We start from the raw sequence: 13,219 nt of genomic DNA, 5'->3' as shown, positions 1-13,219 counted from the left end.
CATGGATATGCTGCGTAAATACATTCTTCTCGGTTTAATAGTTGTAGCCGGCAGCCCGGTTGCCGGCCAGAATTATAACGCAGACAGAGTAGACCGTCCCAACACAAAAAAAATAAATGTCGGTATCAAGGCGGGGTTCAACTCTTCCATGTTTATGGTATCTGAACTAAAAATTAAAGATGTAACCATTGATGAGGTGCAAAATAACTACAAGATAGGTTATTTCGGTGCCCTCTTCATGCGCATCAACATGAAAAAGCATTTCATTCAGCCCGAAGTGTCGTATAATGTAAGCAAATGTGAGATTACTTTTGACAAACTCGGTTCCCAGCATCCTGCCATCGAGCCTGATTACGCTTCGGTGCAATCAGTGTTGCACAGTGTCGATTTTCCCGTTCTATATGGATATAATGTGGTGAAAAAAGGGCCTTACGGAATGTCAATCTTCGCAGGTCCAAAGCTTCGCTACCTATGGGGAAAGCACAATGAAATCACTTTTAAGAACTTCGATCAGAAAGGTATCCACGAAAAGTTGTATCCGTTCAATGTCAGCGCAGTGATTGGCGTAGGTGTCAACATCTCGCGTATCTTCTTCGATTTCCGCTACGAACAAGGCATAGGAAACATCTCCAAGTCTATTATTTATGACAATATCAACTCTGATGGCAGTACGGGTGTGAGCCATATTATTTTCCGCCGCCGTGACAGCGCGTTAAGTTTTTCATTGGGATTCATTCTTTAAAATAAAATATCATTAAATCCCGCTTTTTACTAACATTTTTCTTGTAGTTCCTTCATTCTTTATTTATTTTCATTAACTTTGTGCGCTTAAAATAGGTATCTCGAATTAGAAATTTAATCTTACTTATAAAAGAATGAAAAGAGACGACTTAATTTTCGACATCATCGAAAAAGAGCATCAACGTCAGTTGAAAGGAATCGAGCTGATTGCATCAGAAAACTTTGTGAGTGACCAGGTAATGCAGGCAATGGGTTCTTGCCTGACTAACAAGTACGCAGAAGGTTATCCCGGCAAACGTTACTATGGAGGTTGCGAAGTAGTAGACCAAAGCGAACAAATCGCCATCGACCGCCTGAAAGAAATTTTCGGTGCCGAATGGGCAAATGTACAGCCACACTCGGGAGCACAAGCTAATGCTGCTGTTTTCCTCGCTGTTCTGAATCCGGGCGACAAATTCATGGGATTAAATCTGGCACACGGCGGACATCTGTCTCATGGTTCATTAGTGAACACTTCCGGTATCATCTATACTCCTTGCGAATATAACCTGAATAAAGAAACAGGACGCGTTGATTACGACCAGATGGAAGAAGTCGCTCTGCGTGAGAAACCAAAAATGATTATCGGTGGTGGTTCTGCATACTCTCGTGAATGGGATTACAAACGTATGCGTGAGATCGCTGACAAAGTAGGCGCTATCCTGATGATTGATATGGCTCACCCTGCCGGTCTGATCGCTGCCGGAGTGCTCGAAAATCCGGTTAAATACGCACATATCGTCACTTCTACTACACATAAAACACTTCGCGGACCTCGTGGTGGTGTCATCATGATGGGCAAGGACTTCCCCAATCCATGGGGTAAGACAACTCCGAAAGGTGAGATCAAGATGATGTCTCAATTACTGGATTCTGCCGTTTTCCCGGGTATCCAAGGCGGACCGCTGGAACATGTAATTGCTGCTAAAGCAGTTGCTTTCGGTGAAATCCTGCAACCTGAATTTAAGGAATATGCTAAACAAGTACAAAAGAATGCTGCCGTACTTGCACAGGCTTTGATTGACCGTGGCTTTACAATCGTTTCCGGTGGTACAGACAACCACTCTATGTTGGTCGACCTGCGTAGCAAATATCCTGATCTGACAGGTAAAGTGGCAGAAAAAGCATTGGTTTCTGCTGATATTACCGTTAACAAGAACATGGTTCCGTTCGACAGCCGTTCGGCTTTCCAGACTTCCGGTATCCGCTTGGGTACTCCTGCCATCACTACTCGTGGTGCGAAAGAAGACTTGATGATTGAAATTGCTGAAATGATCGAGACTGTATTGTCTAACGTAGAAAATGAGGAAGTTATTGCACAAGTACGTGCACGTGTCAATGAGACAATGAAAAAATACCCTCTTTTCGCTTACTAAAACACAATTGTAAAGCTAGTAATTGTAAACTGTTAGTAGCTTATTTCCCATTTAAGGTCTGCTCTTCACGAAAGAAGCAGACCTTTTTTTATTTATTAACGGTCCCCGTTCGAACCATCTATCCGGGATTTTGTTAACGAATAAAACCGTACAGTGTGTAAGAAGAGAAAACAGAAGCACACTGGACTCTATATACAGTCATCCCCGTCTCTCCACATTCATTTTATAGGGAAAGACGGGGATTTATTTCTACCGGCGTAGCGCCAGGACAAGTATTCTTTAAGGGTATATCAGCTCAATCCTTCAATTTCTCCATCTACAACATCAATATACAATGCTTGCGGTTCTTTAGGCAATCCCGGCATACGAAGAATTTCTCCGGCAATGGCTACAATCATTTCAGCTCCATTATTGATTACAATATCTTTAATATGGAACTCGAAGTTGTTCACCGCACCATAAATCTTAGGATCGGCAGAGAATGAATACTGTGTTTTAGCAATACAAACCGGATAATGAGTGATTCCCATTTTCTCGATCAGTTTGATACGGTTGCGTGCAATACTGCTATAAGTAATAACGCTGGCTCCGTAAATATTAGTAGCCACCTTTTCAATCTTCTGCTGTATATTATCTTCTTCCTTATATGTATAACGTAGAGGTTCGGACGGATTATTTTCGATTGTATCTACCACCAGACGAGCCATGTCTACTGCCCCCTCTCCTCCTTCACTGAACGCATTGTTGATGGCGAAACCGACTCCCAACTGTTCGCAATGCTCGCGCAACAATTCCATTTCCTCATCGGTGTCGGACGCAAACTTATTGAAAGCTACGATAATCGTCTGACCGAATGAACGAAGATTACGAACGTGTTTGTCCAGATTACGCAATCCTTCTTTCAGTCCTTCCATATTCGGTTCTTTGATACGGTCGAGACTGACACCACCGTGCATCTTCAGTCCTTGCGCCGTAGCGACAATCACCGTGAGACGTGGTTGGAGTCCGCTCTTACGACATTTGATATTATAGAACTTCTCTGCACCGAGATCGGCACCGAATCCGGCTTCTGTAATCACATAATCACCGAAAGACATAGCCAGTTTAGTAGCCAGAATAGAGTTACAACCATGCGCAATATTAGCGAACGGACCGCCGTGTACAAAAGCTGCGGTTCCTTCGGTAGTCTGCACCAAATTAGGATGGATGGCATCTTTCAGCAACACAGTGATAGCTCCTGCCACTCCCAAATCTTTTACAGTAAAGGGTTGGTCTTCATAAGTGAAACCCAACAGGATATTTTCGATACGACGACGCAAATCACTCACATCTTTGGAAAGGCAAAGAATCGCCATAATCTCCGAAGCAGGAGTAATATCGAAACCGGACTCTTGGGTAATCCCGTTTGATTTGGGACCGAGACCGACAACAATGCTGCGCAACGAACGGTCGTTTACGTCGAGCACTCTCCGCCAAAGAATTTCTTTCAATCCGAAACCTTTTGCCTGATTCTGATAGAGATAATTATCGAGCAAAGCGGAAATCATGTTATGAGCAGAAGTGATGGCATGAAAATCCCCTGTGAAATGGAGGTTAATCTTATCCATAGGAAGTACTTGTGCATATCCTCCGCCGGCCGCTCCTCCCTTCATACCGAAACAAGGACCGAGAGACGGCTCACGAAGAGCGACAATCGCATTCTTTCCAATCTTATTCAGCCCCAGAGCAAGACCGATAGATACTGTAGTTTTACCAATGCCCGCTTTGGTTGCCGTAATAGCAGTGACCAGGATGAGATTGCTTTTCTTCACCTTCTCTTCATCGATCAGTTGTTCGGGAATCTTTGCGATATAGCGACCATAATTCTCCACTTCCTCGCGAGGGATCCCGATACATTCGGCAACTTGCTTTATCTTCTTCAGCTCAATGCTGCGAGCAATTTCTATGTCTGATTTCATACAGAATATGATTAGTTTTTATTTTTGAAAGAACAAAAGTATAACAAAAAAGCGAAATAGAGAAATTTAAAGTTCACCAGATATTTATATATCTATTTATTATAAACACTATAAACCCTTTTCACGCAATAACTGTTGTAAATGACATAACCTAAAACAACAACTTAATTATGGAATGGATTATTAATCAACTAAGGGTACACCCTGAACTTGCTATTTTCCTGACGCTCTTTGCCGGATTCTGGCTGGGCAGACTCAAAATAGGGAAATTCTCATTGGGGACAGTCACCAGTGTTCTGCTGGTCGGAGTGTTGGTCGGACAACTGAATATCACTGTGGATGGCCCGATGAAAGCTGTGTTCTTTCTGCTTTTCTTGTTTGCCGTCGGCTACAAGGTAGGTCCGCAATTTTTTCGCGGATTGAAAAAGGATGGACTGCCACAGGTGGGATTCGCTGTACTGATGTGTATTGTCAGCTTGGTAGCACCGTGGATACTCGCCAAAATCATGGGGTACCATGTAGGGGAAGCTGCCGGACTTTTGGCAGGTTCACAGACCATATCCGCCGTTATCGGTGTGGCAAGCGATACAATCAATCAATTGGGAATCAGCGACGCACAAAAAACAACATTCATCAATGCGATTCCGGTAGCTTACGCTGTAACTTATATCTTCGGTACAGCCGGTTCTGCATGGATTCTGGCTTCTCTCGGCCCCAAAATGTTGGGCGGACTGGATAAGGTGAAAGCTGACTGCAAAGAACTGGAGGCTCAAATGGGAACATCGGAAGCTGATGAACCCGGATTTTCCCCGGCTCTGCGTCCGGTTGTATTCCGTGCTTATAAAATCACCAATGAATGGTTCGGCAAAGGAAAGAAAGTCAGTGAACTCGAAACATATTTATGCAAGAATGATAAACGGCTGTTTGTAGAACGAATTCGTCAAAGAGGAGTAGTGAAAGATGTCGACCCGAACCTGATTCTTCGCAAAAACGATGAAGTGGTACTAAGCGGACGCCGTGAGTTTGTAATCGGAGAAGAAGACTGGATCGGTCCGGAAGTGATCGACGCACAATTATTGGATTTTCCGGCGGAAACTCTTCCCGTAATGGTGACTCACCGGACGTTTGCCGGGGAAAAGGTTGCCAAAATCCGGGCACAGAAGTTCATGCATGGAGTCAGCATCCGTAACATCAAGCGTGCCGGAATCAATGTTCCGGTATTATCCCAAACGATAGTAGATTCGGGAGATATTCTTGAGCTCACCGGCCTTAAACATGAGGTGGAAGGTGCTGCCAAACAAATGGGTTACATTGACCGTCCGACCAATCAGACGGATATGATTTTTGTCGGGCTGGGCATCTTGCTCGGTGGTCTTTTCGGTGCACTGGCTATCCACTTGGGAGGTGTTCCTATCAGCCTTTCTACCAGTGGCGGCGCATTGATAGCCGGACTTCTATTCGGTTGGTTGCGCAGCAAGCATCCTACTTTCGGAGGTATCCCCGAACCCTCTTTATGGGTATTGAATAATGTAGGGCTGAATATGTTTATCGCAGTGGTCGGCATTGCTGCAGGCCCCAGTTTTATAGCCGGATTCAAGGAAGTCGGAGTCAGTCTGTTTATTGTCGGTGCACTGGCAACAGCCATCCCTCTTCTCGCAGGATTGCTGATGGCGAGATACCTGTTCAAGTTCCACCCTGCCCTTTCATTAGGATGCACGGCAGGAGCACGTACGACAACAGCCGCACTGGGAGCTATTCAGGATGCAGTGGAAAGTGACACACCTGCATTAGGATATACAGTGACGTATGCAGTCGGCAATACGCTACTGATTATCTGGGGAGTCATCATCGTGTTACTTATGTAAAACTATATAAATAAATATCATTATGGAAAAGAAAACAAATCCTGCCATCACGAAAAGTTATGCCAAGAAAATGGAAACAATCAGCCCGTTCGAGCTGAAAAACAAACTGATTGATATGGCAGATGAAAGCATCAAGAAAATAGCACATACCATGCTGAATGCGGGAAGAGGTAATCCGAACTGGATTGCTACAGAACCACGCGAAGCATTTTTTCTGTTGGGACAATTCGGACTTTGCGAATGTCGCCATGCGTTTTCACTGGAAGAAGGAATAGCAGGTATTCCGCAAAAGGCTGGAATAGCCGCACGTTTCGAGGCTTTCCTGAAGGAGAATGAAAAAGCTCCGGGAGCTAGTCTGCTGAAAGAGGGTTACAATTATATGTTGATGGAGCATGCTGCCGATCCGGATACGCTGATTCATGAATGGGCGGAATCGGTGATTGGCGACCAATATCCTGTGCCCGACCGTATTTTACATTTTACAGAGTTAATCGTACAGGATTATCTGGCACAAGAGATGTGTGACCGCCGTCCGCCGAAAGGAACTTTTGACCTTTTCGCCACCGAAGGAGGTACGGCAGCCATGTGTTATCTGTTCGATTCTTTGCAAGAGAATTTCCTGTTGAATCAGGGAGATGCCATTGCTTTGATGATTCCCGTGTTCACTCCTTATATAGAAATTCCGGAACTGCGACGCTATCAGTTCGACGTCACCGAAATTTCCGCCGACCAGATGACTCCTGACGGATTACATACCTGGCAGTATAAGGATGAAGATATAGACAAACTGAAAGATCCGCAAATCAAAGCGTTATTTATCACTAACCCGAGTAATCCGCCCAGTTACGCACTTAGCAAGGAGACTACCGAACGTATCATCAACATTGTGAAGAATGACAATCCGAACCTGATGATCATTACGGATGATGTGTATGGGACGTTTATTCCTCATTTCCGTTCATTGATGGCAGAATTGCCTCACAATACGCTTTGCGTTTATTCGTTCTCCAAATATTTCGGAGCTACAGGATGGAGAACCGCAGTGATTGCTTTACACGAAGACAACATCTACGACAAAATGATTACCCGTCTGTCGGAGGAGCAGAAATCAATATTGAACAAACGTTATTCCAGCCTTAGCCTGCAACCGGAAAGAATGAAATTTATCGACCGCATGGTGGCTGACAGCCGACAGATTGCACTGAATCATACCGCAGGACTTTCTCTGCCCCAACAAATACAGATGAGTTTGTTTGCCATCTTCTCGCTTCTGGATAAAGAAGACAGTTATAAAACCAAGATGCAGGAAATTATTCATCGCCGCCTGCATGCGTTGTGGGATAACACAGGGTTCACATTGGTGGAAGACCCGCTGCGCGCCGGATATTATTCGGAGATTGATATGCTGGTATGGGCGAAGAAATTCTACGGAGATGATTTCGTTGCTTATCTGCAAAAGACATACAATCCGTTGGATGTGGTTTTCCGCCTGGCAAACGAAACGTCACTCGTTCTGTTGAATGGCGGTGGCTTTGCCGGACCGAAATGGAGTGTGCGTGTGTCACTGGCTAATCTGAATGAAGCCGATTACGTAAAGATCGGACAAAGCATCAAGCGTGTTTTGGAAGAATATGCCCAAACATGGAAAGCATCAAAATAATTAACTGATTAGACGATTTACGATCGTATGATTGAGGATAGTAACCTCAATCGTACATTGTAAATCGTCTAATCGTAAATAAAAGAAAAGATAAGTTTTTTCTAAGAAAACATAACGGAAGCGAATAGTCAGGTTGAAAATCTCTATCTTTGTGGTAAATCAACCTTTACGAAGATGAAAAAACTGATTCTATTTCTTTCGCTGATATTATCAGTCGGTTTTGCATCCGCACAGTCGGAAATTCCTTCCGATAGTATTCGTCGTGCTCCATCCACCAATATTAAAGAGTTTGGTGGATTTCTGCTGGATATGGGATTAATGAATGTAGCGACTCCCGAACTTCCCAAGTTTAATTTAGAGATGCCTAATATGACGAAAGATTATAATCAGCTCTTTCGTTTAAATACAGATGTTACTTATTCGCAAGGATTCACTGATTCTTTTTCTTCGTCTTCTTTCTCTGGCTTTTCCGGCTTTGGATATGGTTGGGGATTGTCCTCTTCTCCACAGTTTATGCAGATGGGGTCTTTCAAACTGAAAAATGGAATGAGAATCAATACCTACGGAGATTATGACAAGGATGGCTGGCGGGTGCCTAACCGCAGTGCTATGCCTTGGGAAAAAAATAATTTCCGGGGAGCATTCGAACTGAAATCGGCAAATGGCAATTTCGGAATACGAATCGAAGTGCAACAAGGACGAAATGCACCTTATTAAATCAGGTACTTCAATATAAAACCCCGGAAGTCTGAAATAAAATCAAATAGTCCTATAGATTAGATCAGACAGTCCGGAATTAAATTAAGTAAGTTCGGCACAGAATTAGGAAAGCTCGAAGGCTTTATCTGCCGCACTTATTGCGTTGGCAATACGATCACACCATGAATCAAACTCCGGATCGGGTATTTGTGATTCCGGATGGGAAAGCATATAGTGTACAGCTTGTCGTAATCCGTCTGCCATGGAAGTATTGCATATAAAATCAGGAACCAACCGCTTTATCTTCGAGTTATCAAAGACTACCGTAGCTGCTTTATCTCCTAACAGTTCACCTCTGAAATCATAATGATCGTTATGCTTGGCAAGGAAATCGGATGCTACGTGTAATGCGTTCAGAGGTTTGCCCAACGCATCGGCAATGGTTTGGTAAATCTGATTCCAGGTCATGCTTTCATCGGTAGTGATATGAAAAGCGTTCCCAATAGCATGGGGGTTCGCCATCAGTCCTACATAACCTTTGGCAAAATCTTTAGAGTGAGTCAATGTCCACAAAGAAGAACCATCGCCGGGGATAATAACAGGTTTGCCGTCAAGGATTCGTTTTAGGATCTGCCAGTTTCCCTTATCTCCATGTACAGATACGGGAGGTTTTGTTCCGTTGTAGGTATGGCTGGGACGGACGATTGTAACGGGAAAACCGTTTGTGCGATAGGCTGCCATCAGCACTTCTTCCGCTTCTATCTTGTTACGGGAGTACTGCCAATAGGGATTGGCCAAAGGGGTGCTTTCAGTAATACGGTAATCGGCCAATGGCTTTTGGTAGGCAGAGGCACTGCTAATAAAGATATATTGTCGCGTTTTATTCTGGAACAGGCGGATGTCACGCTTCACGTCTTCTGCCGTATAGCCGATGAACTGTGCAACCACATCGTAATGTTCGGACGCGATGGCTTTTGCCACAGCTTCTTCCTCATTAATATCCGCAATGATACTGTGAATTCCCGCCGGTATCTTTTTCGAACCACGATTAAGGAGAGTAATCTCCCACCCTCTTTGTTGCGCCAATGCCACTACATCTGTACTGATCGTACCTGTTCCTCCAATAAATAATGCTTTCATAAAACCTGTTTTTTTATATTCTCCGGAACAAATATATCAATTTCATCACTTACTTCCAGCAATCATTGCCATTTATTTTTCTGCCCGAAAATTCATATAGTATACAGATTACTGATTCTTATACCCATATTACTGATTTGCAGAATGAAATTAAAAAGATACCTTCAAATGTTTTATCTTTGTATCAGATTAATAATAGAAACATATGGATGAAATAACAAAAATTGAAACCGTCGATCAGTATGACCAATTGTTTGGACTGGAAACATTGCACCCTTTGGTGAATGTAATCGACTTCTCAAAAGCCACCAGGTCAGTTGAATATATCCGTATGAATATCGGATTCTACTGCTTGTTCCTGAAGGATGCAAAATGTGGCGACCTCACTTATGGACGTAAGAATTACGATTATCAGGAAGGAACGGTTGTTTGTATGGCACCGGGACAAGTGAGCGGAATAGATAACCGCAACAGACCTGCTCCCCGCACCAAGTCAATCGGCGTTTTGTTCCATCCCGATTTAATCCGCGGAACTTCATTAGGACAGAATATCAAGAACTATACTTTTTTCTCTTACGAGGTAAATGAAGCATTGCATCTTTCAGACCAGGAAAGAGAAATCGTAACTGATTGCATACATAAAATCAGGATCGAGCTGGAGCATCCTATCGACAAGCACAGCAAGCAACTCATCGTGCGTAACATCGAACTGCTGTTGGATTACTGTATGCGTTTCTACGAACGGCAGTTTATCACACGTAATCAGGCGAACAAAGATATTATCGTAAAATTCGAGCAATTGCTGGACGAATACTTCCAGAATCAGGTGGCAATAACAGAAGGACTGCCATCCGTGAAATATTTTGCAGACAAGGCATGTCTCTCTCCTAATTATTTCGGAGACCTGATAAAGAAGGAAACAGGAAAAACTGCACAGGAATATATCCAGTGCCGGATTATCGAACTGGCAAAAGAAAGAATACTGGAAGGTGTTCAAACTGTCAGCCAGGTGGCTTATGAACTGGGATTTCAATATCCACAGCACTTCAGCCGATTGTTTAAAAAGCATGTCGGTTGCACCCCGAACGAATATAAACAAAGAAACTAAGCATTTTTAGATACAGGAGTCTCAACATCATGGGAGATAAAGTACTCAAAATAGGAACCGTGCATCAATGCAATTGTTGCCTGGGGAGCAAAACACTACATCCGCTGGTGAGTGTCATTGATCTCTCAAAGGCTGACTTGTCGCCTCATACGGACATCAAGTTCGACTTTTATACGATTCTATTGAGTGAGTGTAAATGTGAGGCCTATGTGTATGGTCACCAGTATTATGATTTTTCAGACGGCACTTTGATCTGCCTGAGTCCCGGAGAATCTATCAGCATGAAAGAAAAGAATAAAAGATTTCCTTCCAAAGGATGGATATTGGCTTTTCATCCTGATCTGATCTGTGGCACTCCGCTCGGACTTAATATACATAACTATACTTTTTTCTCTTATCAGCCTGAGGAGGCACTGCATATATCATTGCGCGAGAAACAGATCATTCTGGAGTTTATGGACAGAATCAACCAGGAACTCGAACGTTGTATTGATCGCCACAGCAAAAAAATAGTTTCAAAGTATATAGAACTATTGCTGGATTACTGTGTACGTTTCTACGAACGCCAATTTATTACACGTAACGAAGTGAATAAAACGATTATCAAACAATTTGATAAAATCATAAATAACCATTTCGAAACGAAGCTGGTGCCGGCTGTCGATGTGCTTTCAAATGAATATTGTGCTAACGTGCTTCATTTATCTCCTGAATATTTCAACGACTTGCTGAAGCACGAAACGGGTAAATCGTTCAAAGAATACATTGAGTTCAAACGCTTCGAGATTGCTAAAAATTGGTTGCTGAATACTGATAAAACAGTTAATCAGATAACACAAGAACTGGGTTTTCAGAATCCGCAATATTTCAGCCGGCTATTCAAGAAAGTTACCGGTTGCTCTCCGAATGATTTCAGAGTACCTAACTAGAAATGAAATCCAAAAGGATTGGAGGACGATAAAGCAACAAAAAAGTCTTAATAAAATTTGAATTGAAATATCCAATTCTTAATCTATGTTATGAAACATACTTTTTTGCTTGGATAATTTGCTAATTTCCCAATAGTCCGTATCTTTGCAATGTGTTTTTCATAGTATTAGATTTAAGGTTAACAAAGGTTGGAGCAAGGCGTTGCTCCTTTTTTTATGTCTATACGTAAGCTCTCCTCTTTAACTTCCTAAGATGCCATTTCCCAAACAGTTGTTCTTTCTTATGAATGACGGTATTGGAATTACGCTATTTTTCAGTAACTTTGCAAAGAGAGACGTATCAATTATGTCCCGGTAAAGCAAATCAAAAAGTTTTCTTTTTACGTTATGTATAAAAAGAAAATTTAATCCTTGTAGAATAATGGAAGCAATGCAACAATATTATCGTCTGATGAAATCAATCCTCTTCGTATTATTTCTTTCTTTCGGCATGATTTCGTGCGAGAAAGAAGATCCGGTTTCTACATCTCCCAACACAAGGCAGACGGACAACACTGATCCGACAAATCCTGATCCTACCGACCCGGTGGTTCGTTCGGATAATGAACAAACTGTATTTATGTATCTGCCTTGGTCGACTGACCTGACTTCCTTTTTCTATCAAAATATTGCTGATCTGAAAAGTATTATCGGACAGAATATATTAAAAAACGAGCGGGTTCTCGTATTTATGTGTACAACAGCCACTAAAGCCACTCTCTATGAGCTTTCCTACGAAAAAGGCGCAGCCGTACAGAAGGCTTTAAAAAACTACAATTATCCGGATCCCAGCTATACAACGGCCGAAGGTATCACTTCTATCCTGAATGATGTACAGACCTACTCTCCCGCCAAACGATATGCAATGATTATCGGATGCCACGGGATGGGATGGATCCCCGTATCAAAAACGCAATCACGCAGTAGTCTGCAAACAGTCAAAAAACATTGGGAATATGGGAATACACCTATGACACGTCTCTTCGGAGGCAGAGAATCCAAGTATCAGACGGATATTACTACACTTGCCGAAGGAATATCGAGCGCAGGATTGAAGATGGAGTATATCCTTTTCGACGACTGCTATATGTCGACAGTAGAGGTTGCTTATGACCTTAAAAACGTAACAAGTCACCTGATAGCATCCACTAGTGAAATTATGGCTTATGGTATGCCATACGACAAGATTGGCCAGTACTTAATCGGAAACATAGATTATGAAAAGATTTGTGATGGTTTCTATTCTTTTTATTCAAATTATGTCACTCCCTGCGGAACAATCAGTGTCACAGATTGCTCGGAAATAGATCATCTGGCGGCCATTATGAAAGAAATAAATCAGCGTTATACGTTTAACGAAGAATTAATTTCTTCTTTGCAAAGTTTAGACGGATATAAACCTTCCATATTCTTTGATTGTGGTGATTATGTTGCAAAGCTATGCTCCGATCCTGATTTATTGGAGCAATTCAACGAACAACTGAAACGCACAGTTCCATATAAAAGGAATACGGAGTATTATTTTACAGCAATATCCTCCTATTATGGAGAACGAAAAAAAATCAATACTTTCTCCGGTATCACTATTTCTGATCCAAGCACTAGTGCAGCTGCTTCGAAAAAGAACGAAACAGCGTGGTATGTTGCCACTCATTAAGGCTACCA

General features: G+C 42.6%; 10 protein-coding genes. 8 read left to right on the top strand and 2 right to left on the bottom strand.

Features of this window, described 5'->3' with window-relative positions; genetic code table 11:
- Window position 1 precedes the first annotated feature (1 nt).
- Together I2I04_RS16055 and glyA are read left to right on the top strand one after the other, a co-directional pair.
- A complete protein-coding gene (locus I2I04_RS16055; RefSeq protein ID WP_143258638.1) occupies window positions 2–742 on the top strand; it encodes a porin family protein in 741 nt (246 codons plus the stop codon).
- Window positions 743–875: 133 nt separating this feature from the next.
- Window positions 876–2,156 carry a serine hydroxymethyltransferase gene (glyA, locus tag I2I04_RS16050; RefSeq protein ID WP_143258639.1) on the top strand — a complete coding sequence of 427 codons (1,281 nt, stop codon included), beginning with the start codon at window positions 876–878 and terminating at the stop codon, window positions 2,154–2,156.
- A 290-nt stretch (window positions 2,157–2,446) separates the two neighbouring features.
- Here glyA and I2I04_RS16045 read toward each other — a convergent pair whose 3' ends face one another.
- Window positions 2,447–4,114: a formate--tetrahydrofolate ligase gene (locus I2I04_RS16045; protein WP_143258640.1), complete on the bottom strand. Its 1,668-nt coding sequence runs from the start codon at window positions 4,112–4,114 to the stop codon at window positions 2,447–2,449.
- Between the two features lie 170 nt (window positions 4,115–4,284).
- On the opposite strand from I2I04_RS16045, the gene aspT reads away from it, so the two are divergent.
- The 3 genes from aspT (at window position 4,285) to I2I04_RS16030 (ending at window position 8,356) form a co-directional block, all read left to right on the top strand.
- Entirely contained in the window at window positions 4,285–5,979 is a 1,695-nt protein-coding gene (aspT, locus tag I2I04_RS16040; RefSeq protein ID WP_143258641.1) for an aspartate-alanine antiporter, read from the top strand.
- A gap of 22 nt (window positions 5,980–6,001) precedes the next feature.
- Entirely contained in the window at window positions 6,002–7,639 is a 1,638-nt protein-coding gene (gene aspD / locus I2I04_RS16035) for an aspartate 4-decarboxylase (protein ID WP_195655428.1), read from the top strand.
- A 174-nt stretch (window positions 7,640–7,813) separates the two neighbouring features.
- Window positions 7,814–8,356 carry an occludin gene (locus I2I04_RS16030; RefSeq protein WP_143258643.1) on the top strand — a complete coding sequence of 181 codons (543 nt, stop codon included), beginning with the start codon at window positions 7,814–7,816 and terminating at the stop codon, window positions 8,354–8,356.
- Window positions 8,357–8,461: 105 nt separating this feature from the next.
- On the opposite strand, the gene I2I04_RS16025 is transcribed toward I2I04_RS16030, so the two are convergent.
- Entirely contained in the window at window positions 8,462–9,478 is a 1,017-nt protein-coding gene (locus I2I04_RS16025; protein ID WP_195471956.1) for an SDR family oxidoreductase, read from the bottom strand.
- 205 nt (window positions 9,479–9,683) lie between these two features.
- Between I2I04_RS16025 and I2I04_RS16020 the strand changes: the two genes are divergently transcribed.
- From I2I04_RS16020 to I2I04_RS16010, 3 genes are all read left to right on the top strand, one after another.
- On the top strand, window positions 9,684–10,586 hold the full coding sequence (locus I2I04_RS16020) for a helix-turn-helix domain-containing protein (protein ID WP_143258645.1): 903 nt from the start codon (window positions 9,684–9,686) through the stop codon (window positions 10,584–10,586).
- A 29-nt stretch (window positions 10,587–10,615) separates the two neighbouring features.
- On the top strand, window positions 10,616–11,515 hold the full coding sequence (locus I2I04_RS16015; protein ID WP_195471959.1) for a helix-turn-helix domain-containing protein: 900 nt from the start codon (window positions 10,616–10,618) through the stop codon (window positions 11,513–11,515).
- Between the two features lie 421 nt (window positions 11,516–11,936).
- The gene (locus I2I04_RS16010) at window positions 11,937–13,211 is read left to right on the top strand and encodes a clostripain-related cysteine peptidase (RefSeq protein ID WP_195471961.1); all 1,275 of its coding nucleotides are present in this window, start codon (window positions 11,937–11,939) and stop codon (window positions 13,209–13,211) included.
- Window positions 13,212–13,219 lie beyond the last annotated feature (8 nt).

The organism is Bacteroides sp. 1001136B_160425_E2 (assembly GCF_015559655.1).
In the GTDB taxonomy this organism is placed as follows: Bacteria; Bacteroidota; Bacteroidia; order Bacteroidales; family Bacteroidaceae; genus Bacteroides; species Bacteroides luhongzhouii.
This window is presented reverse-complemented; position numbering and strand designations above follow the sequence as displayed.

What these genes read in the sequence shown, in the direction of transcription:
- I2I04_RS16055 (WP_143258638.1), top strand. Translation starts at nt 2, where the DNA reads ATGGATATGCTGCGTAAATACATTCTTCTCGGTTTAATAGTTGTAGCC.
- glyA (WP_143258639.1), top strand. Translation starts at nt 876, where the DNA reads ATGAAAAGAGACGACTTAATTTTCGACATCATCGAAAAAGAGCATCAA.
- I2I04_RS16045 (WP_143258640.1), bottom strand. Translation starts at nt 4,114, where the DNA reads ATGAAATCAGACATAGAAATTGCTCGCAGCATTGAGCTGAAGAAGATA.
- aspT (WP_143258641.1), top strand. Translation starts at nt 4,285, where the DNA reads ATGGAATGGATTATTAATCAACTAAGGGTACACCCTGAACTTGCTATT.
- aspD (WP_195655428.1), top strand. Translation starts at nt 6,002, where the DNA reads ATGGAAAAGAAAACAAATCCTGCCATCACGAAAAGTTATGCCAAGAAA.
- I2I04_RS16030 (WP_143258643.1), top strand. Translation starts at nt 7,814, where the DNA reads ATGAAAAAACTGATTCTATTTCTTTCGCTGATATTATCAGTCGGTTTT.
- I2I04_RS16025 (WP_195471956.1), bottom strand. Translation starts at nt 9,478, where the DNA reads ATGAAAGCATTATTTATTGGAGGAACAGGTACGATCAGTACAGATGTA.
- I2I04_RS16020 (WP_143258645.1), top strand. Translation starts at nt 9,684, where the DNA reads ATGGATGAAATAACAAAAATTGAAACCGTCGATCAGTATGACCAATTG.
- I2I04_RS16015 (WP_195471959.1), top strand. Translation starts at nt 10,616, where the DNA reads ATGGGAGATAAAGTACTCAAAATAGGAACCGTGCATCAATGCAATTGT.
- I2I04_RS16010 (WP_195471961.1), top strand. Translation starts at nt 11,937, where the DNA reads ATGGAAGCAATGCAACAATATTATCGTCTGATGAAATCAATCCTCTTC.